This window comes from Hymenobacter sp. 5317J-9, assembly GCF_022921075.1.
Taxonomy (GTDB): Bacteria; Bacteroidota; Bacteroidia; order Cytophagales; family Hymenobacteraceae; genus Hymenobacter.
The window spans coordinates 2,412,353-2,434,066 of sequence record NZ_CP095050.1; the positions used below are offsets into that span (position 1 = coordinate 2,412,353).

A 21,714-nucleotide genomic window follows, 5' to 3' on the forward strand; every position below is an offset into this window, starting at 1 on the left:
GGCCCTGACGGTCATTCTTCATTCCTCATTTGTTATTTAACGCAGCGCTAATGCCGGTTGTCTTCGCCGGCGAGCATGCTCAGGTAGCTGTCGTAGCGGGGGAGGGCGATGCGGCCCTGGTCCACGGCTTCGCGCACGGCGCAGCCGGGCTCGTGGGTGTGCTGACAGTTGTGGTAGCGGCACTGGCCCAGCAGAGCGCGCATTTCGGGGAAATAACCGGCCAGCTCGGCGGGCGGCAAGTCTACCAGGCCCAGCTCCTTAATGCCGGGCGTGTCGATGATGAAGGTGCCGGGGCGCACTTCCAGCATCTCGGCGAAGGTGGTGGTGTGCACGCCCTTATCGGAAAACTCGCTGATTTCGGCGGTTTTCAGGCTCAGGTCGGGCACCAGGGCGTTAATGAGTGTGCTTTTGCCCACGCCCGAATGGCCGGCCAGCAGGCTCACTTTTCCTTCCAATAATTGGTCGATTTCGGCCACGCCCTCGCCGATGCTGGCGGCACAGGTGCGGCTGGGGTAGCCCAGGCTGGCGTACATGCCCGCAATTTCGGCCTGGTACTCGAAGCCTTCTTCGTCGTATAAGTCGGTTTTGTTGAACAGCAGCGTGACGGGAATGTGGTAAGCCTCGGCCGTGACCAGAAACCGGTCGATAAACCCAAATGAGGTGGCCGGCGATACCAACGTGACGACCAGCATGGCCTGGTCCAGATTGGCCGCCACGATGTGCACGTGGCCGGTTTTGTGCACTGAGCGGCGCACGATGTAGTTGCGGCGCGGCTCAATGTGGGAGATAACGCCCGCGCCTTCGGCCTGCGCCTCCACGCTGAAATCGACCTGGTCGCCCACGGCCAGCGGGTTGCTGGCTTTCAGGCCTTTCATTTTGAATTTGCCCCGCAGCCGGCAGCGATAAAGCTGGCCCGTGGCGCCGCGCACGACGTACCACGAGCCCGTCGATTTGATGACGGTGCCGCGCTGCAACGGGCTGGCTTCGGAAGAATGCGCTGGGGTCATTGGGCAAAGGTGAGGCCGGGCAGGGCCGCCATGATGGTACGGGTGGCGCCGGCCTGGCCGTGCACGTAGTCGAGCAGTTGGTCTTGCAGGCTCAGGCGCAGCTTTTCGCTGTTCCAGATGGGCGCAAACCGAGCGGCCAGTTCCTCGGCATTGGCCACCGGAAAAGCCAGTCCCAGCTCCGCCAGGTCCACAGCTTCCTGAAACCGCTTGTAATTCGGCCCAAAAAACAATGGCAGCCCGAAAGCCGCGGCCTCAAGGGTGTTATGCAGACCCTTGCCGAAAGCCCCGCCGATGTAAGCGTAGTGCCCGAACCGGTAGAGCTGGCTCAGCAGGCCAATGTTGTCGATGAGCAATACCCGAGCCTGGGCCACGGTGGCGGGCTGAGCCTGCGAATATCGTACCACCAGGCCTGGAAAGGCATTCTCCACGGTTTGCAGCGTGGGCTCGTCGATTTCGTGGGTGGCCACGATGGTGCGCAGCCGCCCGGCGTAGTCGCGCAGGAGCGGGGCCAGCGTCGGCAAATCATCGGGCCAGAGGCTGCCGGCCACCAGCACCGGCGCACCGTCGGCCACGAATGCTTCCACTAGTGGCAGCGAGCGAGGCGGTGCCGCCGCCGTGGCCACCACGGTATCGAAGCGGGTATCGCCGGCCACGCTCACCCGGCTGATGCCGTGCTGGCGCAACAACGCCGCCGAAGGTTCGGACTGGGTGAAAATGTGGGCGAAGCGCGTGAGAATGCGGCGAAAGAAGCCGCCCCAGGGCTGGAAAAACACCTGCTCCGGCCGAAAAATAGCCGACACCACGACGGCGGGAATGCCACGCCGGTGCGCTTCCGTAAGAAAGTGGTACCAGAATTCGTACTTCACAAACACCACCAACCGGGGCTGCACCGCGTCGACAAAAGCCCGGGCGTTGGCGCGCGTGTCGAGCGGCAGGTAGAAAATATAGTCGGCCCCCGGCCAGTTTTTGCGGATTTCGTAGCCCGAAGGCGAGAAGAAGGTGAGCACCAGCTTCACGTCCGGATGGGCGTTGCGGTAGGCTTCCAGCAGCGGCCGGCCCTGCTCAAATTCGCCCAGCGAAGCGCAGTGAAACCACACCCGCGGGGCGTTATCAGCGCCCAGCATCTGATGAATATGAGCCAGCAGGCCGCGGCGGCCGGCCACCCACGCCGCCGCCTTAGGCACAAACGGCGCCAGCAGGCGCAGCAGCAGGCCATAGAGGCCCAGGGCTATGTTATAGAGAAACAGCAAGCCTCAAAATTACGCAAATGTGCCCAAGGTCAGTGCCCGACTCGTTTTAGGCTTCGGTGGTTTGTTCCCAGTCGGCGGGGCAGGCCTCGCCGTTTTTCTCGAAATGCTGAAGCGCGTCAATGATGCGCAGGGATTCGGCGAGGCTGCGGCCCAGCGGCCGGTCGTTCACGAGCTGATGCCGCACGATGCCGTCGCGGTCAATAAGGAACAAGCCGCGGTAGGCGAGGGGGAGCCCACGTAGGTCATTTCGCCGGCCTCGGTGTAGTCGTAGTGGCCGCCCAGCACGTCGTAGTTGGCCGAGATGGTTTTTGTGGCATCGGCCACCATGGGGTACTTCACCCCAAAAATGCCGCCCTTGTCGCGTGGCATCAGCTGCCAGGCCAGGTGGGCGTACTGGGTATCGGTGGAGCAGGCCACCACGGCCACGCCGCGCTTCTCAAACTCATCGAGCCGGTCCTGAAAAGCCAGGATTTCAGTGGGGCACACGCGGCTGAAATCGGCCGGGTAGAAGTAAAACAGGACGTGCTTTTTGCCCAGGTAGCGGTCCAGCGAAAATTCCTCTTCGAAGGTGCCGTCAATCACGGCGGTGGCTTTAAAGGAAGGGGCGCGCTTGCCCACGAGTACTGCCATTGGGTTGGGTTTATTTAGGATAATGGGAGCTTGTACGGAATAAATGAAAGAACGTCATGCTTCGCTGCGCTCTGCATGACGTTCTAAATAGACCCTCAACGGCCCTTAAATTCCGGCTGACGCTTCTCCACGAAAGCGGCCATGCCCTCCTTCTGGTCTTCGGAAGCGAAGGTGAGGTAAAAGTTCTTCCGCTCGAAGTGCAGGCCTTCGTCCAGGTGCGTTTCAAATACGCGGTTGATGGATTCTTTGGCTAGGCGAGCCGCCACGGGGCTTTTGGCCGCGATGCTGGCCGCCAGTCGGAAGGCTTCTTCCAGGTACTGGCCCACGGGCACTACGCGGTTGACGAGCCCCACGCGGTGCGCCTCCTGAGCCGAGATGAACTCGCCGGTGAGCACCATTTCCATGGCTTTGGCCTTGCCCACGGCGCGGGCCAGGCGCTGGGTGCCGCCCGCGCCGGGCATGGTGCCCAGTCGGATTTCGGGCTGCCCGAATTGCGCCGTTTCCGATGCCACCAACATGTCGCAGGTCATGGCCAACTCACAGCCGCCGCCCAGCGCAAAGCCCGACACGGCCCCAATCAGCGGCTTGCGAAACCGCCGAATCTGCTCCAGCGTGGCAAACCGGTCGTCGAGAAACATGTCCACAGCCGTCCTGCCGGCCATTTCCTTGATGTCGGCCCCAGCCGCAAACGCCCGCTCACTGCCCGTGATGATGACCACGCGCACCGCATCATCAGCATCCAGTATCTGAAGCGCGTCGCGGATTTCACGGATTAGTTGCCCGTTCAGGGCATTAAGTTCTTTGGGCCGGTTGAGTTGAATAAGGGCCACGCCGGGCCGCGCCTGGGGCGTAATGAGGAGAAAGTCCATGGGTGGGGTTGTAGCGCGGACTTTGTAGTCCGCGTTGGTGAACGATGCATTAAAACGGCGCGGGGACGCGGACTACAAAGTCCGCGCTACGCTACGCCTGGCACACAAACTGAAACGTGCCGCGCGTGCGCTGCTCCAGCAGCAGGCGCTTGCCTTCGGTGAGGCGCGCAATGCTGGCCGCGTCGTAATTCTTGATGGTGAACAGCTGCACGCCCGTATTGTAATGCAGCGTGAACTGCTCCCGCAGCAAATCGAGCAGCAGGTGCACGCGCCGCTCCACAAAATCGGTACACACCGAGAAGCTGATGGCTGAGTTCTGCATCACGTTAATCTTGAGCTTGGCCTGCGCCAGGGCCGCAAAAATCACGGCCAGGTTTTCCTCCGAGATAAACGAAAAGTCCTTGCTGGCGAAAGAGAGCAGGCACTGGTCCGTCTTGCGGATGAAGGCGGGCGCCAGCGCCGGGTGCTGGCAGTCGTGGATGAGCGTGCCCGCGGCCGCCGGGTCCAAAAACGACTTCACGCGCAGCGGAATGTTGCGGTCAGCCAGCGGCTTCAGCGTTTTGGGGTGGATGACCGAGGCACCGTAATACGCCATTTCGATGGTTTCGCGGTAGCTGATTTCGGGGTAGCGCACCGTGTCCGGGAAAATCTTGGGGTCGGCATTGAGCAGGCCCGCCACGTCCTTCCAGATGGTTACCGCCTCGGCCCGCAGGCAGTAGGCCAGAATGGCGGCCGTGTAGTCGGAGCCCTCGCGGCCCAGGGTGGTGGTGCGGTGGCTATTCAGCACTTGAGCAGTAAATCCTTCCGTGACTACAATGCGGGCTCCGTTCTGGAAAAGAGTTAACTCCGCCTGAGCGCGTTTTTCCGTTTCCTGCCAATTTACCTTGCCTTCCCGCCAAGTGTTATCCGTCACGATTAGTCCCGCTCGCGAGTACACGTTTTCTTCAAAATGCCCCGCTAAAGCTTGGTAGACTAAATAACAAGACAAGAATTCACCAAAGCTTACGACTTGGTCATAGCCTTCGTCGTAGCTTTTAGATGAGGAAAGATTCCGCAGACTGTAAGCCAAACTATCAAAGCCACTTTCCAACCCTGGGTCTGGTTTTGATGCATCGAGCCCGGGATGGGGTAAGGCGTGGCTCAAGTCTGTGCTGACTTTTTGATGATACGCTTCCACCGCCGCCAGTTGCGCCGAGTAATCCGCGCCCCGGTACGCCAAGTCATAAATCTCCTCCAGTGCATTGGTCGTCTTGCCCATCGCCGACACCACCACCACCAGCGGCCCCTGCGGCCCAAAGTCGCGCACGATGCGGCAGAGGTTGAGAATGGCCGCCGCGTCCTTCACCGACGCCCCCCCGAATTTGTACACCTCAAGTCCCGGTATTTTCTCCATAGGTCCCAAAAGTAGCGCCGCCGCCCGCAAATGCGGTTTTCCGAGCCCTCCGCCACGGCTTCGAGGTGCTCCGCCACCGTGTCCGGGTGTTCCGCCAAGCCGTTGAGATGTTCCGCCAGCGTCTCAGGTGCTCCGCCACGGCTTTGGGGTATTCCGCCAAATCGTTGAGAGGCTCCGCCACGCCGTCGAGGGATTCCGCCACGGCTTTGAGGTGTTCCGCCAACAGTTCTAGGTGTACCGCCACGGTTTCAAGGTAGTGCGCCAGCCTCCCCGGATGCGCCGCCGCACTACCGCTGCCCGCCGCCACCGGCCCCGGCCAGGGCTAACGTTTGCGCAACTCCGAGGCCCTTTTACCCGCGCCAGAAGCCTAAAAACTTCGCTCCCGCTAGAGTAGCTTTGTTGCCCGTTCCCGCCATTTCATCCCGTTATTTTTATGGACCACAACAAGCTGGCGCTGCCCGTTGGCACGACCCTCGACCGCTTCATTATGCGCAAGCAGGAGGACTTTCCCTACGCCACGGGGGAGCTTTCGCAGCTGCTGCGCGACATTGCGCTGGCCGCCAAAATCGTCAACCGCGAAATCAACCGCTCCGGCCTCATCGACATCGCCGGCGCCTACGGCAGCCAGAACGTGCAGGGCGAAGACCAGCAGAAGCTCGACGTCATTGCCAACATCCGCTTCATTCGCGCCCTGCGCAACGGCGGCGAGGTGTGCACCATCATCTCGGAGGAAGACGACGAGATGATTCAGACCGGCAACAACCAGGGCAAATACGTGGTGGCCATCGACCCGCTCGACGGGTCGAGCAACATCGACGTCAACGTGAGCATCGGCACCATCTTCAGCATCTACCGCCGCGTGTCGCCCACCGGCCGCGAAGGCACCGCCGCCGACTGCCTGCAGCCCGGCACCCACCAGGTAGCCGCCGGCTACGTCATCTACGGCTCCAGCACCATGATGGTGTACACGACCGGAAACGGCGTCAACGGCTTCACCTACGAGCACTCGCTGGGCGAATTCTTCCTCTCGCACCCCGATATCATCACCCCCCAAACCGGCGCCATCTACTCCATCAACGAAGGCAGCTCCGACTCGTTCTCGCCCGGCGTGGCCGCCTTCGTGCAATACTGCAAAGACCAGCAGTTCTCGGCCCGCTACATCGGCTCGCTTGTTGCCGACTTCCACCGCAACCTGCTCAAGGGCGGCATCTACGTGTACCCCGCCACCGCCAAAAACAAGAGCGGTAAGCTGCGCCTCATGTACGAGTGCAACCCGCTGGCCTTCATCGTGGAGCAAGCCGGCGGCAAGAGCTCCAACGGCACGCGCCGCACCATGGAAATCGAGCCTCAGATTCCGCACGAGCGCTGCCCTTTCTTCATCGGCAGCAAAGAGTTGGTCGAAAAGGCCGAAAGCTTCATCGCCAACGACAAGGAGGCTTGCGACCACAAACCGGCGCCTGAACCTACCCCCAAGAAAGCAACCACCGTCAAATAAACCCGCATTTCCCCAACAAAAAGGCCGCCCCTTATTCGGGAGCGGCCTTTTTGTTGGACTAATGCTGTGTGCTACTCCGCTTTTTTACGGCTTTTCTTGGCGGGCGTGGTTGCTTCCGGGTTGCCGGCGGCCGTCGGGGCCGCGTCGGTTTCACCAATCACGCCGCCCGTGCTCAGGGGCTCGCTGGCGGTGGACTCCTCGGCGGCTTTGGCCGATTTGCGCTTGGCTTTGGGGGCCGGAGCCGCGTCAGCAGCCGGCGTTTCAGTAGTGGTTTCGGTTGTCGGTGCTTCGGCAGCGGGTGCGGCCTGGTAGGGGCGGTGCTTGCTCACGATGCCGTACCAGGTGGCCAGCTTCTTGATGTCGGACAGGTACACCCGGTCGCGGTCATAGTCGGGAATCACGCCGGCCAGGAAATCGGTCAGCTCGCCTTCGCTCGATTTGGCCGTAACGGGCGAGGCCGCGCCGTGCTTCTGGTAAATGCGCTCAAATACCTCGGTCAGCGGCACAGTCTGGTCGGGGTCCTGGGTGTAGATGGAGATTTCCGACAGCAGCGACACTTTGTTGCGAGCTGGGGCCAGCGTCCGGGTGGCTTTCTCGTCGAGGCTCTCAACCAGGACGCCGTGGCGGGCGGCGCGCACCAAGCGGTACAGGCCGGGCATGCCGCTGATGGCGGCCAACTCTTGCAATTCGTAGGGCATTTTTGGGAATTATGAATGGGAAAATGACCAATGAGGCAGAAAAAGCCGACGCAGGCGCCGGCTTCTCCTTTTCTCATTGGTCATCCAAAATTACGAACTATTGCGCATCCGTCGCGTTCGAGGCCGTCTGGCCCAGCTTGAACACGATGGGCAGGCTGGCCCGAATGGGCAGCTCGGGCTTCTTGAACTTGAGCAGACGCACCACGCGCAGGGCTTCTTCGCCGGTGCCACCGCCCAGCTGCTTCACAATGCGCATGTCCTGCATGGTGCCGTCGGCGTTCAGCTGAAAGCTGATGATGCACTGGCCCTGGATGCGGTTGCGCTTGGCCATCACGGGGTACTTCAGCTCCTTGCCGATGAACTCGTACATGGCGGCTTGGCCGCCTTCGTAGTACTCAGCCACGGGAATGGCCTTGCCCACCGAGCCGATGCCGGTGCCCTTTTCGCCGGGCGCCTGGCCCGCCGGGGTGGTGTTGGGGGTGGTTTGGGCCAGGGCCGGGGCGGCCGCGGCCAGCAACAGGCCCAGGGCCAGCTGCGAAACGGAACGTGCTTTCGTCATGATGAAAAAATGGGGCGGGGAAACAAGAGGAGTGAGGCCCACCGCGGGCCCGAGCCCGGATGGCAATTTAGGGGCCAATCTACGCATTGGGCGTCGCATCGGCCACCCACTGCTGGTTGACTTCGGCAATAAAATCGAGCAGCTCGTCGCGCCCCAGCCCGGTTTCGGCCGAGGTGAGGAAGTAGCGCGGCAACTCGTCCCAGATTTCGCTCATTTTTTTGAGGTAATCGGTTACCAAGGCCTTGGTTTGGGCCGTCGACTGTTTGTCGGCCTTCGTGAACACCATCACGAAGGGAATGCCTTCCTCGCCCAGCTTTTCCATGAAAGCCAAGTCGGTGGCCTGCGGGGAATGGCGCGAGTCAATCAGCACGCACACGCACATGAGGTTGGGGCGGTGGCGCAGGTAAAAGTTTATCATGCGCGTCCATTCAGCGCGCGAAGTCTTGCTCACTTTAGCGTAGCCATAGCCCGGCAAATCGACCAAGAACCATTTGTCATTGATGATAAAATGGTTAATTAATTGTGTTTTGCCGGGCGACGCTGACGTTTTAGCCAGCCCTTTGCGCTCGGTTAGCATGTTAATTAGCGAAGATTTGCCCACGTTGGAGCGCCCGATGAATGCGTATTCGGGCAGTGTGGGGGCCGGGCACAACTCCGCCCGCGAATTACTCGTGAGAAATTGGGCGTCGTGAATAATCATGGCAAGCAAGGAAATAGGAGAATGTCAGGAAGCCCAAAATTACGACTGAATGCGGGCGTGCTTGGAATAAATAAAAGGAGTTGAATGAATTGCTATTTCCTTGGTGCGTCTATATTTGCGCGGCATGCCTGCCTTCCAAGCGGGCCGCTGCCGTAGCACTCGACCGCTGTTGGATGGCCGTTATTTCGCCGAGAACCGCTTTTAGCAAGCAAAAAACCTATCTTTGCCCGCCAGCAACCCCTCCGGTTTTGGGATTATGGGCGGTAGGCCCGGCGGTTGGCAACGGTTACCTTATTCGCATTTGCGGATTAAAGCCTAACCCTGCCGTGGTTTTTCAGTATAAGCCCAAAATATAGTTTGCTCCGCAGCCCTTCTGGGGCTCGTTTCCTCGTACAACCCCTTCAGAAATTCTTTTTTTCAAACCTCTCCTCCAATGGACAACTTATCCAGAAGGTTACTGCAAGCGTCGTGCGCCGTTGCCCTTTCCGCCACAGTAGCCGCTCCGGCCCAGGCACAAAGCACGCGTAAAGACCTCAAGACCGGCAACAAGTTCTTCGAGCAGGAAAACTACCGCGCTGCACTGCCTTACTACGAGAAGGTGCTTGCCAAAGACCCGAACAACGCCAAAGCGTTGTTCAACGCCGGTATTTCCTATATGTCCTTCGACAAGGAGAAAGCCAGCGACTACATCTATAAAGCGCAGAAGCTGAAGCCGAAGGTGTCGAAAGACGTGGAATACTGGCTGGGCCGGGTAGACCACCTCAACTACAACTTCGACGAGGCCGTGGCCCACTTCCAGGCCTACAACGCCACGCTGAAGAAGAACGACCAGCGCAAGGAAGAACTCGCGCAGCTCATTCAGCACAGCAAAAATGCCAAGGTGCAGTTCAACTCGCCCAAGGACATTTTCGTCAAAAACCTGGGGCCCACCATCAACACGCAGTACTCGGAGCACAGCCCGGTTATTTCGTCCGATGACAAGCTGCTCATCTTCACCTCGCGCGGCGAAAACGTGACCGGTGCTGCCGGCAAGCCCAGCGACAAGAAAAACAAGGCCATTGCCGCCGACGGTGAGTACTACGAAGACATCTTCGAATCCCGCCGCATCGACGACGAAAACTGGGAGAAGCCCCGCTCGCTGAGCGGCGTGCTCAACGGCAAAGGCCACGACGCTTCGACGCAGCTGTTTGACAACGACACCAAGCTGCTGATGTACCGCAACGACAACAATGGCGACATCTTCGTGTCGGACAAGTCGGGTGGCGACTGGTCGGTCCCGAAGCCGCTGGACAGCAACATCAACTCGAAGTCGTACGAGGGCGATGCCTACATCACGCCGGACGGCAAAACCATTTACTTCGCCACGGGCCGCTACTCCGAGGACGGAACGCTGGACCTGTACTACAGCACCCGTGCTGAAGGTGGTGACTTTGGCCCGGCCAAGTCGCTTGGTGCCAACATCAACACCAAGTACGACGACGACAGCCCGTACCTGAGCAAGGACGGCAAGACGCTGTACTTCTCGTCGCGCGGCCACAACACGATGGGCGGCTACGACATCTTCAAGTCGGAGTGGGACAGCGTGGGCCGCAAGTGGGGCGCCGCGCAGAACATGGGCTACCCCGTGAACACCCCGGACGATGACTCCTACTACCGTTTGAGCCCCGATGGCTCGTACGCTTACCTCAGTTCGTACCGCATTGGCGGCTACGGTGAGAAGGACATCTACACCATCAACTACATCAAGAACGCCAACATCCGTGGCAAGGTGTTTTCGGCCCAGGACAGCACGACCGTGATTCCGGGCGTGGAGCTGGTGTTCAGCGGCGCGCAGGCCGATAAAACGGCCCTGAGCTTCCGCGACATCACCAAGCCCGACGGCTCGTACCAGGTGGCCGTGCTTTCGGGCCGTACCTACCAGGTAGCCGTGAGCAAGGATGGCAAGAACATCGAAACGCAGGAATTCCCGGTGCCGGTGTCGACGAACGACTCGACGACCATCACCAAGAATTTCTATGTGAAATACATCGATACCACCTCGGTTGGGATGTTCGCCACGAAGAACATTTACTTCGATACCGACAAGTACAAGCTGCGTCCGGAGTCGATTACGACCCTGAACGAAATCAGCTCGATTCTGACGGCTAACCCTGGCATCGTTATCTCGATTGAAGGCCACTGCGACTCGCGCAACACCGACGAGTACAACATGGTGCTCGGCGACAACCGCGCCAAGGCCGCCTTCAACTACCTGAAGAAGCAGGGCATCACCGAAACCCGCATGAGCACCGTGAGCTACGGCGAGCGTCGTCCGGCCGCGCCGAACGATTCGCCCGAGAACATGCAGCTCAACCGTCGTGACGAGTTCAAGGTAGTGGGCGGCATGCCGACCACCGGCACCATGAACAACGGCACGGGCACCACGGGCATGGGCTCGACCACCACGACCGGCACCACCACGACCACGACCCGCACTTCGGCTCCGCTGGTGCCCGGCAAGAGCAAGGTGAAGATGGCCGACGGCACCAAGGTGAAAACCAAAGTGGACGAGGATTCGGACAAAGTGAAAGTGAAAACCAAAGGTCCCAGCGGCGAAACCAAAACTACCACCAAAAACGGTGAGCTGGAAGGCAAAGCCAAGGACGCCAACGGCGAAAAGACGAAAATCAAAGCCAAAAACGACTAGTCGTTGTCGCCGAGATAATCGCGAAGCGGGCCGGGCACATTGCCTGGCCCGCTTTTTTGTGGCCACTCGGCACTCATTGCCACCCGATTGCCAGCGTTGGTGCCAACAAACCCGGGACGTTGGGCGTTGGGAGAAAACAATTTTACCGCAACCTTACCGTTCTTTGCGCCCCTCATGGCTGTATTACCTTACAAAGACAACTCCGCCGACAAGAAATCGCAGGTGGCCCAGATGTTTAATTCCATCGCGGGCAAGTACGATTTCCTCAACCACTTCCTCAGCGTGGGCACCGACATTTACTGGCGGCGCAAGGCGGTGGATGAGCTGAAGGCCTTGCGCCCGGCGCGCATCCTCGACATTGCCACCGGCACGGCCGACTTTGCCATTGAGACGTTGCGCACCGCCGCGCCCGACGCGCAGGTGACCGGCGTGGACATTTCGGAGGGCATGCTGGAGGTGGGGCGGCGCAAGCTGGCCGCCAAAGGGCTGGGCAACCGCATTCAACTGGAGCTGGGCGACTCGGAGAACCTGCCGTTTCAGGACGGCGACTTTGACGCCGTGACGGCCTCGTTTGGCGTGCGCAACTTTGCCCACCTCGAAGCCGGCCTGGCCGAGATGCGGCGCGTGCTGCGTCCCGGCGGCAAGCTTGTGATTCTGGAATTTAGCAAGCCCACCGCGTTTCCGCTCAAGCAAGCGTATAATTTTTACTTCCGCCGGGTGCTGCCGGTTTTTGGCAAGCTTATTTCCAAAGACCAGTCGGCCTATACCTACCTGCCCGCCTCGGTGCAGGCATTCCCCGACGGCCCCGATTTTTTGGCCATCCTCACCAAAGTCGGCTTTAAAGAACCTGCATGGCAACCCCTCACTTTCGGCATCAGCTCCATCTACACGGCGCACAACTAAAGCGCTTGGCCCTGCTGGGCCTGCTGCTGCTGCTATTGCCCTCGCTGGCCCAGGCGCAGCGCCGGGCCCGCTCCAAGGCCAACCGTGGCAAGAACGGCACGCTGAAATCCATCACCACCCAAAACCTGCCTTCTTACGACGAGCGGTGGTTTCACCCGGGCATGTACGTGGCCCTCTCGGCTTCGCGCTTCGACATTGAGCAGTCGCCGTATTACATCGCCACCCAGAATGTGACGGCCAACTCGATTGTGAGCCCCACGCTGGGGGTTGGCTTTATCGGCGATGCGCGCATTGGCGGGCCGAATTCGCCGTTCATCTTTCGGTTTGCACCGGGGGTGAGCTTCCTCACGCGCAAGGTGGAGTTTAAGCCGCGCAACTACCCGGCGCCCGACTCTATTGTGACGCAGGAGTTATCGTCGACGGTGGTGCAGTTTCCCATCATGCTGAAGTACCAGTCGGACCGCCGCCGCAACGCCCGCATGTATATGATTGCCGGCATCAGTCCCAGCATTGCGGTGAGCAACCGGCGCAACGACCCCCTGCGCAACGTGCTGCAGGCCGCCAACAGCGACCTGACCCTGGAATATGGCGTGGGCCTCGACCTGTTTTACCCGCTGTTTAAGCTGGCGCCGGAGCTGCGCTTCTCGCACGGACTGCGCAATCTGCTGGAACCGCATAACGACGTGTTCAGCCGCAGCCTGCAAAGCATCAGCACAAACTCGGTGACGTTGTATATCAATATCCAAAACTAGCTGTCGGTTAGGTATTATCGGGTATCGGGGCTTTCAGTTGCCCTGAAAACTCGTAGCTGATAACGCTCAACTGCCAGCTGGCAACAACTTTTTCCTATATGCGGACTGCATTCATCACGGGCGCTTCGTCCGGAATTGGAAGGGCTACGGCCGTAGCTTTGGCGGGAGCCGGATTTCAGCTGGTGGTAGCCGGGCGGCGGCGCGAGCGGTTGGATGAACTGGCCGCGCAACTGGCCCCGGTGCCGGTGCACGTGCTGGAATTTGACGTGCGCGACCGGGCGGCGGTGAACGCGGCGGTGGCCTCGCTGCCCCAGGAACTGCAGGCGCCCGACGTGCTAGTGAATAATGCCGGCGGCGCGCATGGGCTGGCCCCTATTCAGGCCGGCGACCCCAACGACTGGGACCAGATGCTGGACGCCAACGTGCGCGGCCTGCTGAACGTGACGCACGCCCTGTTGCCGGGCATGACGGCCCGCCAGACCGGTTTTATCCTCAACGTGGGCTCCATTGCCGGGCAGGAGGCGTACGCCAATGGCAACGTGTACTGCGCCAGCAAAGCCGCCGTGCAGATGCTCACCAAAACCATGCGGCTCGACCTGCTGCCCACGGGCGTGCGCGTGGCCGAGGTGAACCCCGGCGCCGTGGAAACTGAATTTTCGCAGGTGCGCTTCAAGGGCGACGAAGCGCGGGCGGCCAAGGTGTACGAAGGCTTCGAGCCGCTGCGGCCCGAGGACGTGGCCGACATCATCGTGTTTATGGTGACGCGCCCGCCGCACGTCACCATTGCGGAGGTGCTGGTGCTGGCAGGGGCGCAAGGCGCGGCCACCACCATTGTGCGCAAGTAAACAAGCGGCTTATTCGGCAGCCAGGCGGGCCAGCAGTTCGCGGTTGAGCTCGTGCCGCCCGGCAAATGTGGCCACGGTAGGGGAGCCGCCCAGCTGCTGCAACTGCTCGACTTGGGCGTGCAGCTTTTCGGCGCTGATGTATTCGTCTGCGGTGCCGGCCACTACCGACAAGCGCAGGCCGTGCAGCAGGGCGCGGGCGGTATCGGGCGCTAAATCTTCGGGAAATCCCCCGGCCCAAAGAATGAGGTGAGCGGGCCGGAACGGCGCCTGCGCCAGCCACCGCGAGACGGTGGCCGTGCCCTGCGAAAACCCAAGCACGGTGATTTCGACCTCGGGCAGGCACTCGGCCAGTATTTTTCCGGCGAGCTGGTTGAGGAAGTTGACGTGGTCCTCTATTTCGTGCAGGCGGTCTTCGCGCGTCATCCAGCTGGCGCCCACGCGGCCGCTGGTGCCGTTGAGGTAGAAACGGGACAGGCCTTCTGGCGCCACCACCACGGTATGCGGGTCGGCCTCGGTCAGGAAGGCGAAATGCCGAATGAAGAATTGCGCCAGCTGCCCATAGCCATGGCACACCAGCCACACGCGCCGGGTGCGCATTGAGAGCTCTCCCAACTGGTGGTAGCGGGCACGGCGTGCCACAAGAAGGTGATGCTCGGCCATCTTCGCTACTGCGTGGGCAGGTCGTCGGGCGAAAAGTTGAAGGGCATGAGGTCGGCCACGGAAGCAAACCGCAGGATGGTACCGGCCCGGCTGGGCAGCAGCAGCGGAATGGCCCGCGACTGGCGGGCTTCGTATTCCAGCATCACCTGCCGGCAGGCGCCGCAGGGCAGGGCCGGGCCAAACTCGCCCCCGGCGGGCCGGGCGGCCACGGCCATGCCCACAATGGGCGCGTGGCCGGGGTGGTTGGCGGCCAGCCCAAACAGGGCCGTGCGCTCGGCGCAGAGGCCGGAAGGGTAGGCCGCGTTTTCCTGGTTGGTGCCCCGGAATACGGTGCCATCGGCCAGCAGCAGGGCCGCGCCCACCTGAAAACCGGAGTAGGGGGCGTAGGCATGGGCCGTGGCCTCGCGCGCGACTTGCCAGGTGGTTTGCTCGTCGGTGGATAAGTCGGTGGGAGAATCCAGCTCTTCGTAGGCAATGAGCTGCTGGCGGGAATTGCGGGCCATGCGGATTTAGTGAAGGGGCGCGAAGGTAACAAGATTGCCGTGAATGAATGGCGCCTGCGTTCTGCGCCGGGCGCGGCGGCGCGCCCTACTTTTACGGCATGAATTCCCGCCTCCTGCTCCTTGGCGCGGGCCGTTCGGCCTCGTCGCTCATTCAATACCTGCTGCGCCACGCGCCCACCGAAGCCTGGTTTCTGACCGTGGCCGACGCCAACCCCGCCCACCTGGCCCCCGTGCTGGCCGCGCACTCGCAATATGCCCGGGCCGTGCCCTTCGACGCTGCCAACGAAGACCTGCTGGAAGAGCTGGTGGCCCAAGCCGATGTGGTGATTTCGATGCTGCCGGCGCTATTGCACCCGGTGGTGGCCCGCGCCTGCGTGCGGCACGGCCGGCACCTGGCCACGGCCAGCTACGTAAGCCCGGCCATTGGCGAACTGCAGGAAGAGGCGGTGGCCGCCGGCGTCACCCTGCTGATGGAATGCGGCCTCGACCCGGGGCTCGACCACATGTCGGCCATGCGGGCCATTGCCCACATTCGGGGGCGGGGCGGCGTCATCACGAGCTTTAAGAGCTACTGCGGTGGCCTGCTGGCGCCCGCCGCCGAGGCCGACAACCCCTGGAAATACAAGTTCACCTGGAATCCGCGCAACGTGGTGCTGGCCGGCCAGGGCACGGCCAAGTTCCTCGAAAATGGGAGGCCGCGCTTCATTCCCTATCAGCAACTCTTTGCCCGCACCGAAACGCTAGCGCTGCCCGACTACGGCGAATTTGAAGGCTATGCCAACCGCGACTCGCTCAGCTACCGCGCGCCGTACGGGCTGGCGGACATTCCCACCATTCTGCGTGGTACGCTGCGGCGGCCGGGCTATTGCGCCGCTTGGCACGCGCTGGTGCGCCTCGGCCTGACCGACGAAACGGTGAACCTCGACAACCCCGAAACCATGACCTGGGCCGAGCTGGTGGCGGCCTACCTGCCCACGCCGCTGGCCCCGGGCCTGGACGTGGCCACGCGCGCGGCCCACTACCTCGGCCTGGCTGCGGACAGCGAAGAAATGGGCCGCCTAAAGTGGTTGGGCTTGTTTTCGGACCGGCCGGTGGGCCACGCCCACGCCACGCCCGCCCAGCTGCTGGAGCGCTTGCTCAGCGAAAAGTGGCAGCTGCAGCCCCACGACCACGACCTCATCGTGATGCAGCACTTGTTTGAATACGAGCTGAACGGCGCCACGCACCGGCTCACGTCGTCGCTGGCCGTGGAGGGCGACGACGCCATCCACACCGCCATGGCCAAAACCGTGGGCCTGCCGCTGGGCATGGCCGTGCGCCGATTGGTGCGCGGCGAAATCGCGCAGCGCGGCGTGCTGATTCCGGTGGCGGCCGACGTGTACGAGCCCATCTTACAGGAACTGGCGGCCGACTACGGCATCCGTTTCCACGAAGAAGAACAGTAAGGCGGCACAATTCGAACCCAGGCCCTCTCGTTGGCACGCTCATGCCTGCTTTGCTAGCTTACCTGCGCCTTCGTTCCCGCCTGGCCTGGCGCCTGCTGGTGGAGGTTGGCTGGCTGCGGATGGCAGTGCTGGGCCCGATAATACTCATTCTATGCAGTCGGGCGCTTTTGCTGGCCGCACCCCATCCGCAGGCCCAGTGGCTGGTGCCCGTAGGGCTCACGTTGCTGCTGGCCCCAGCCCACCGCCAACGGGCCGACCTGCGGTTTCTGGCCACCAGCGCGCCGGATTTTCGGCGCTGGCTGGCCGTGGAATATGGAATTTGCACGCTGCCGGCGGCGGGCGTACTGCTGGGCTTCGGTGATTGGGGCGCGGCTGCGCTGGCCATGGTAATGGGGGCGGGGGTAGCCTGGCTGCCTCCGGCGCGGGAAGGCCGTAGCACGCGCCGCCGCGCCCGCAGCCCGTTTCGCAGCGAGGCGTTTGAGTGGGTGAGTGGCATGCGGGCGGGCGGGCTCTGGGCGTGGCCGCTACTGCTGGCCGGAGCCGCCTGCCAGCACCCGGCGCCGCTGGGCCCGGTGCTGGCACTGGTGCTGTGGCTGCTGGTGCTGCTGGCCTGCTACGGCACCCCCGAGCCCCTCACCATGCTGACTTTGGCGGCGCGCACGCCCCGGCAGTTTCTGCGGCGGCGCCTGATGCTGGGCGTTGGATACGCGGCGCTCACGGGCGCCCCGTTTTTCGGGCTGCTGGCCACCAGTTCGGCCGGTGTGCGCGGCATGCTGGCGGCGGCCGTGTTCTGGCTGGGGCTGGTGGCGCTGCTCATCCTGACCAAATACGCCTTTTACCCAAATGCCACGCACATTCGCACCACGCAGGCCCTGGTGCTGGGCGTGGCCCTGCTGCTGCCCGGCAATCCCATCTACCCCGTGCTGCTGCTGGTGGCGGTGGGCGGGCTCATCTGGCAGAGCCGGCGCCGGCTGGAAACTGTGTTAGGCCAACCCCAAACCAATGCTTGAAATCCGCAACCTGCGCAAAGCCTTCGGCCAGCATGTGGTGCTGCATGACGTCAGTTTGAACCTGCGTCCCGGCACAATTCACGGCCTGGTGGGGGCCAACGGCGCGGGCAAAACCACGCTCATTAATTGCTTCTACGGGCTTGAGCACGACTTTGGCGGCGTAGTAGGCGACAGCACCGGCCGCCCGGTGCGCGAGCACACTGGCCTGCTGACTTACGAGCCGTATTTCTACCCCCGCCTCACGGGCCGCGAGTACCTGGAGTTCTGCCTGCAGGCGCGGGGGCGGTCCCTGGTCGATTTTGCGGGCTGGAACCAGTTGCTGGAACTGCCCCTCGACCAGTACGCCGACGAATACTCGGCCGGCATGCGCAAGAAGCTGGCGCTGCTGGCCTTGCTGGTGCAAAACTTCGACTACCTGATTCTGGACGAGCCCTTCAACGGCCTCGACCTCGAAGCCAACCTGCTGCTGAAAGCCATCCTGAAGCGCCTGCGCGACCGGGGTACGGGCATTCTGCTTACCTCGCACATTCTGGGTGCCCTCACCGAAACGGCCGATGAAATATCGGTGCTAGCGGGCGGGCGCGTGCAGCGTTTCTATACCGCTGCCGAATTCGGGACTCTGGAAACGGATTTGCTCGACAGCCTGCACCGCGAGAAGCTGGGTTTGCTGGAAGGACTGGTGTAGTCCTGGCTTCGCTTGGCGCTATAAGGCCAGGTAAAACCCTGCCAGCAGTGCGCGAAACGCAACCGAATACGCTTGGTCGTCTTCTGCGGTCCGGATGGTCAGCTCGGTTTCTATGGTTGCGGCGGGGCTGGCTAGAAACCCCGTGATGTGCCGCAGCGGCCGGCTGCCGGGCCGGTGCCGTACCACCAGCCGAGTGGCGGGGAACAGTCCCACTGCTGCCGCCACGGTTTCAAACGCCAGCATTTCTTGGGGCGGCAGCAGCACGGTGAGCAGGCCTCCCGGCTGCAAAAACGCAGTGACAAAAGCTGCCAAAGCCTCAAATGAAAGCGTGTCGTCGGCCTCGTGGCGGGCGGTGGTGCGCGCCGCATCCGGCGAGCGCAGCGACTGCCGGAAAAAGGGCGGGTTGCAGATGATGTGGCTGAACGGAGTCGGCTGTTGGGCGGCGTATTCGGCCAGGCTCAGCGCGTGCACGTGGATGCGGGGCGCCCACGGGCTGGCCGCGGCATTGGCCGCTGCCTGGTCCGCGGCGGAGGCGTCAATTTCTACTGCTTCTATTTCAACCGTGGCGTGGCGCTGCGCGGCCATGAGGGCCAGCAGGCCGGTGCCGGTGCCAATGTCGAGCAGGCGGGTGGCCCCGGTGAGGTCGGCGGCCGCGCCCAGCAGGCAGGCGTCGGTGCTCACCTTCATGGCGCTCTGGCCCTGCTCGATGCGAAACTGCTGGAACTGGAAGTAGTCGTTGGGCACAGCGGCAGGAACTTAACCGGCCGCTACGATGGCCTCATACCCCTCATCCACCAGCAGCCCTTTGCCCGTGGCGCTTTGCACGGCCAGCACGTCGCAGCGCTCGTTTTCGGCGTGGCCGGCGTGGCCCTTTATCCAGTGGAAGGTGACTTTGCGCTGCTTGTAAATGCGCAGGAAACGGCGCCACAGGTCTTCATTGGCTTTTTTTCCGAAGTCGGACTTGGCTGCCCAGCCGAATACCCATTTCTTTTCCACGGCGTCGACTACATATTTTGAGTCGGATACCACGCGGATGGGCAGCTCGGGCCGTGTCACGGCTTCGAGGCCCACGATGACGGCCAGCAGCTCCATGCGGTTGTTGGTGGTGAGGCGAAAGCCCTGGGTCAGCTCTTTTTCGTGGGGGCCGTAGCGCAGGATGGCGCCGTAGCCGCCGGGACCAGGGTTGCCGCGGGCCGAGCCGTCGGTGAACAGGTGAATCAAGGGGAATGGAAATTACAGAACGTCATGCTTCGGCTACGCTCAGCATGACGTTCAACGAGATTAAAAATTGGTTTTAAACAGCTTGATGGCGATGGCCAGCAGAATCACGCCAAACACGCGGCGCAACACGTCCTCGCCACCTTTGCCGAGCTTGCGCTCTATCCAGGGGCTGGTTTTGAGCACCACGTACACAAACACTAGGTTCAGCAGAATGCCGACGAGGATGTTGGGCAGCGAGTAGGCGGCGCGCAGGGACAGCAGGGTGGTCATGGTGCCGGCGCCCACGATGAGCGGAAACGCCAGCGGCACAATGGAGCCCGTGCTGCCCGACAAATCGGACTTGAACAGCTCAATGCCGAGTATCATCTCCAGGCCGATGAGGAAGATGACCACCGCGCCAGCCAGGGCAAAGCTTTGGTTGTCGACGCCCAGCAGCCCGAGCAGGCTTTGCCCCACAAACAGGAACACGACCATGAGGCAGCCCGCCACAAAGGTGGCCAGTTCGGCTTTGATTTGGCCTTCGCGCTGCCGAATCTGAATGATGACCGGGATGGAGCCGATGATGTCGATAACGGCAAACAGCGTGAGCGTGACGGACAATATTTGCTGAAGGGAGAACATAGGCGGCTGTGGAGTAGGGGCGGGACCAACCCAGACACAACGGTACTACCCTGGGTACTCTTTGGCAAAAAACTGCACCAGCGCTTCAAAGGCGGCGTCGGGCACGGCGGGGAAGTTGGCGATGCGCACGGTGGTGTTTTTGAGGGGGCCGTAGCCGCTGCCCAGCTGCAGGCCGGCTTCCTTGGCTTTGCCTTTAATTTCTTCGATGAGGGCCGCGTCGCCTTTGAGGCCCACCACGGTGGTAGAGCGCGTTTCGGGGTTCGACACGAAGGGCTGGAGCGGGGTGGCCTGGTCGAAGAAGGCGTAGAGCTTCTCGGCGCGGTCCACGAGGTGCTGGTGCACGGTTTTGATGGGCTCGCGGTCGGCCAGCACGCGGCTCAGCAGGTAGATGCCCAGCACGTTGGGCGTGTAGTTGGTTTGGTAGTTCAGCATCTGGCTCAGCATGGCCGGCAGCGCGTTGTAGTGGGCGCGGTCGTTCACGGCCTTGGCCTGGGCCACGGCGCGGGGCGAGAGTATCATCACGCCCAGGCCGGCGGGCAGGCCGAAGCACTTCTGCACCGAGCCAAACCACACGTCGGCCTTGATGTACTTCAGGTTGAGCCCGGCCAGCGAGCTGGTGGCGTCCACGGCCAGCAGGGTACCGTTGAGGCGGTTGAACAGGTTCAGGATGAAGCCTTCCCGCAGCTGGGTGGCGGTGCTGGTTTCGTTCTGGGTGATGCAGACGAGGTCGGTGTCGTCGGCTGAGAAGGGCAGGGACGCGATGTCGGGCAGCTCATCGAGCCCAAACGAGAGGCCCGTGCTGGCGGGCCGCAAGGCCTGGGCGTACTTCAGCCACTTCTCGCCAAAGTCGCCGTTGTAGAGGTGGAAGGAGCGGCGCGGGGTGAGGCTCTGGGCCAGAATTTCCCAGCACTCGGTGGCCGAGCCCGTGAACAGGACGGTGTAGTCCTGCGGCACGTTGAGCTTGGCTTTGAGGTCGGTCACCGTCTGGCGCACCAGCGAGGTCACTTTTTCGGAACGGTGCGGGGCCGAGAGCCAACCCTCGTCAAACGCATCGGTGAGGTATTGCCGAACGGCGGGGTATACGGCCGAAGGGCCCGGGTTGAAAGTATACATGGGAAGGAAGGTCTAGGGAGTGAGGCGCCGCCACCGCAAAGGTAGCGGCTGCGCCAACCGGCGGAAGCACGATTTTTCGGCCGCTGCGCTGGCGGTCTAAGCGTGCCCAGCCTTCTCTTTATTGTGCCGAAGTCTGCACTAATTCTTTCCAATTACCGCCAATAGGCTTCAAATCAGCTGCTTTTCCTGCCGGAGCACTGCCCGCATCGTAGCGGCATGCTCACACCCGAAAGCCCACGCGCTTGGGCTGCTGGTTCACAAACCACTGCACGGCCAGCCGGTAGCTTTCCAGTCCGAAGCCGCTGATGCTGCCGGCACAGTTGCGGCCCAGCAGGCTTTTCTGGCGGAATTCCTCGCGGGCGTGCAGGTTGCTCAGGTGCACCTCCACCACGGGCGTGGCGATGGCGGCCACGGCATCGGCCAAGGCCACGCTGGTGTGGGTGTAGCCGCCGGCGTTGAGCACGATGCCGTGGTGCGAGAAGCCCACTTCGTGCAGCTTATCTATGAGCGCGCCCTCGTGGTTGGATTGAAACTGCGTGAGCGTGTGCTCCGGAAAAGCCGCTTCCAGCTCCGGAAAAAAGTCCTCAAACGAGCGAGTGCCGTACACGCCGGGCTCGCGGCGGCCGAGCAGGTTGAGGTTGGGGCCGTTGATAATCAGAATGTCCATGG

General features: G+C 62.1%; 22 protein-coding genes and 1 pseudogene. 8 read left to right on the top strand and 15 right to left on the bottom strand.

Annotation, left to right across the window (positions count from 1 at the left end):
• Positions 1-47 precede the first annotated feature (47 nt).
• From rsgA to MUN81_RS10070, 5 genes and pseudogenes are all read right to left on the bottom strand, one after another.
• Positions 48-1,007, bottom strand: coding sequence for a ribosome small subunit-dependent GTPase A (gene rsgA, locus MUN81_RS10050; RefSeq protein WP_245117164.1), 960 nt, complete (start codon positions 1,005-1,007; stop codon positions 48-50).
• Positions 1,004-2,257 (bottom strand): glycosyltransferase N-terminal domain-containing protein, encoded by a 1,254-nt coding sequence (locus tag MUN81_RS10055; RefSeq protein ID WP_245117165.1) that lies wholly within the window; start codon positions 2,255-2,257, stop codon positions 1,004-1,006. The genes rsgA and MUN81_RS10055 overlap by 4 nt, the downstream gene beginning before the upstream one ends.
• A 46-nt stretch (positions 2,258-2,303) precedes the next feature.
• A pseudogene (locus MUN81_RS10060) lies at positions 2,304-2,887 on the bottom strand (peroxiredoxin).
• 95 nt (positions 2,888-2,982) lie between these two features.
• Complete coding sequence (locus tag MUN81_RS10065; RefSeq protein WP_245117166.1) at positions 2,983-3,756, bottom strand: enoyl-CoA hydratase-related protein; 774 nt, start codon at positions 3,754-3,756, stop codon at positions 2,983-2,985.
• A 91-nt stretch (positions 3,757-3,847) separates the two neighbouring features.
• Positions 3,848-5,149 carry an aspartate kinase gene (locus MUN81_RS10070; RefSeq protein WP_245117167.1) on the bottom strand — a complete coding sequence of 434 codons (1,302 nt, stop codon included), beginning with the start codon at positions 5,147-5,149 and terminating at the stop codon, positions 3,848-3,850.
• Between the two features lie 433 nt (positions 5,150-5,582).
• Between MUN81_RS10070 and fbp the strand changes: the two genes are divergently transcribed.
• The gene (gene fbp, locus MUN81_RS10075) at positions 5,583-6,644 is read left to right on the top strand and encodes a class 1 fructose-bisphosphatase (RefSeq protein ID WP_245117168.1); all 1,062 of its coding nucleotides are present in this window, start codon (positions 5,583-5,585) and stop codon (positions 6,642-6,644) included.
• Between the two features lie 71 nt (positions 6,645-6,715).
• Here fbp and MUN81_RS10080 read toward each other — a convergent pair whose 3' ends face one another.
• The 3 genes from MUN81_RS10080 to yihA form a co-directional block, all read right to left on the bottom strand.
• Complete coding sequence (locus MUN81_RS10080) at positions 6,716-7,342, bottom strand: DUF5606 domain-containing protein (protein ID WP_245117169.1); 627 nt, start codon at positions 7,340-7,342, stop codon at positions 6,716-6,718.
• Between the two features lie 97 nt (positions 7,343-7,439).
• The gene (locus tag MUN81_RS10085) at positions 7,440-7,901 is read right to left on the bottom strand and encodes an energy transducer TonB (RefSeq protein ID WP_190922157.1); all 462 of its coding nucleotides are present in this window, start codon (positions 7,899-7,901) and stop codon (positions 7,440-7,442) included.
• 79 nt (positions 7,902-7,980) lie between these two features.
• A complete protein-coding gene (yihA, locus tag MUN81_RS10090) occupies positions 7,981-8,601 on the bottom strand; it encodes a ribosome biogenesis GTP-binding protein YihA/YsxC (RefSeq protein WP_245117170.1) in 621 nt (206 codons plus the stop codon).
• Positions 8,602-9,034: 433 nt separating this feature from the next.
• Between yihA and MUN81_RS10095 the strand changes: the two genes are divergently transcribed.
• The 4 genes from MUN81_RS10095 (at position 9,035) to MUN81_RS10110 (ending at position 13,787) form a co-directional block, all read left to right on the top strand.
• Positions 9,035-11,287 (top strand): OmpA family protein, encoded by a 2,253-nt coding sequence (locus MUN81_RS10095; RefSeq protein ID WP_245117171.1) that lies wholly within the window; start codon positions 9,035-9,037, stop codon positions 11,285-11,287.
• Positions 11,288-11,461: 174 nt separating this feature from the next.
• The gene (gene ubiE / locus MUN81_RS10100; RefSeq protein WP_245117172.1) at positions 11,462-12,190 is read left to right on the top strand and encodes a bifunctional demethylmenaquinone methyltransferase/2-methoxy-6-polyprenyl-1,4-benzoquinol methylase UbiE; all 729 of its coding nucleotides are present in this window, start codon (positions 11,462-11,464) and stop codon (positions 12,188-12,190) included.
• Positions 12,139-12,942, top strand: coding sequence for a porin family protein (locus MUN81_RS10105; protein WP_245117173.1), 804 nt, complete (start codon positions 12,139-12,141; stop codon positions 12,940-12,942). Before ubiE ends, MUN81_RS10105 begins: the two co-directional genes overlap by 52 nt.
• A 98-nt stretch (positions 12,943-13,040) precedes the next feature.
• A complete protein-coding gene (locus MUN81_RS10110; protein WP_245117174.1) occupies positions 13,041-13,787 on the top strand; it encodes an SDR family NAD(P)-dependent oxidoreductase in 747 nt (248 codons plus the stop codon).
• Positions 13,788-13,796: 9 nt separating this feature from the next.
• On the opposite strand, the gene MUN81_RS10115 is transcribed toward MUN81_RS10110, so the two are convergent.
• Together MUN81_RS10115 and MUN81_RS10120 are read right to left on the bottom strand one after the other, a co-directional pair.
• Complete coding sequence (locus tag MUN81_RS10115; RefSeq protein ID WP_245117175.1) at positions 13,797-14,426, bottom strand: phospholipase; 630 nt, start codon at positions 14,424-14,426, stop codon at positions 13,797-13,799.
• A gap of 26 nt (positions 14,427-14,452) precedes the next feature.
• The gene (locus tag MUN81_RS10120; RefSeq protein ID WP_245117176.1) at positions 14,453-14,950 is read right to left on the bottom strand and encodes a cytidine deaminase; all 498 of its coding nucleotides are present in this window, start codon (positions 14,948-14,950) and stop codon (positions 14,453-14,455) included.
• A 98-nt stretch (positions 14,951-15,048) separates the two neighbouring features.
• Here MUN81_RS10120 and MUN81_RS10125 point away from each other — a divergent pair, with 98 nt between their 5' ends.
• Genes MUN81_RS10125 through MUN81_RS10135 form a run of 3 tightly spaced genes read left to right on the top strand, consistent with a single transcriptional unit; the run spans position 15,049 to position 18,090 of the window.
• The gene (locus MUN81_RS10125; RefSeq protein WP_245117177.1) at positions 15,049-16,395 is read left to right on the top strand and encodes a saccharopine dehydrogenase C-terminal domain-containing protein; all 1,347 of its coding nucleotides are present in this window, start codon (positions 15,049-15,051) and stop codon (positions 16,393-16,395) included.
• 41 nt (positions 16,396-16,436) lie between these two features.
• On the top strand, positions 16,437-17,405 hold the full coding sequence (locus tag MUN81_RS10130; protein WP_245117178.1) for a hypothetical protein: 969 nt from the start codon (positions 16,437-16,439) through the stop codon (positions 17,403-17,405).
• Complete coding sequence (locus MUN81_RS10135) at positions 17,398-18,090, top strand: ATP-binding cassette domain-containing protein (RefSeq protein WP_245117179.1); 693 nt, start codon at positions 17,398-17,400, stop codon at positions 18,088-18,090. The genes MUN81_RS10130 and MUN81_RS10135 overlap by 8 nt, the downstream gene beginning before the upstream one ends.
• Positions 18,091-18,108: 18 nt before the next feature.
• Here the strand turns inward: MUN81_RS10135 and MUN81_RS10140 are convergent, their stop codons facing one another.
• The 5 genes from MUN81_RS10140 to aroQ form a co-directional block, all read right to left on the bottom strand.
• Positions 18,109-18,834: a methyltransferase gene (locus MUN81_RS10140; RefSeq protein WP_245117180.1), complete on the bottom strand. Its 726-nt coding sequence runs from the start codon at positions 18,832-18,834 to the stop codon at positions 18,109-18,111.
• Between the two features lie 12 nt (positions 18,835-18,846).
• Entirely contained in the window at positions 18,847-19,311 is a 465-nt protein-coding gene (gene rnhA, locus MUN81_RS10145) for a ribonuclease HI (RefSeq protein ID WP_245117181.1), read from the bottom strand.
• A gap of 60 nt (positions 19,312-19,371) precedes the next feature.
• Positions 19,372-19,932: a MarC family protein gene (locus MUN81_RS10150; RefSeq protein WP_245117182.1), complete on the bottom strand. Its 561-nt coding sequence runs from the start codon at positions 19,930-19,932 to the stop codon at positions 19,372-19,374.
• Positions 19,933-19,977: 45 nt separating this feature from the next.
• Positions 19,978-21,045, bottom strand: coding sequence for an aminotransferase class V-fold PLP-dependent enzyme (locus MUN81_RS10155; RefSeq protein ID WP_245117183.1), 1,068 nt, complete (start codon positions 21,043-21,045; stop codon positions 19,978-19,980).
• Between the two features lie 220 nt (positions 21,046-21,265).
• Entirely contained in the window at positions 21,266-21,712 is a 447-nt protein-coding gene (gene aroQ / locus MUN81_RS10160) for a type II 3-dehydroquinate dehydratase (protein WP_245117184.1), read from the bottom strand.
• Between the last annotated feature and the right edge of the window lie 2 nt (positions 21,713-21,714).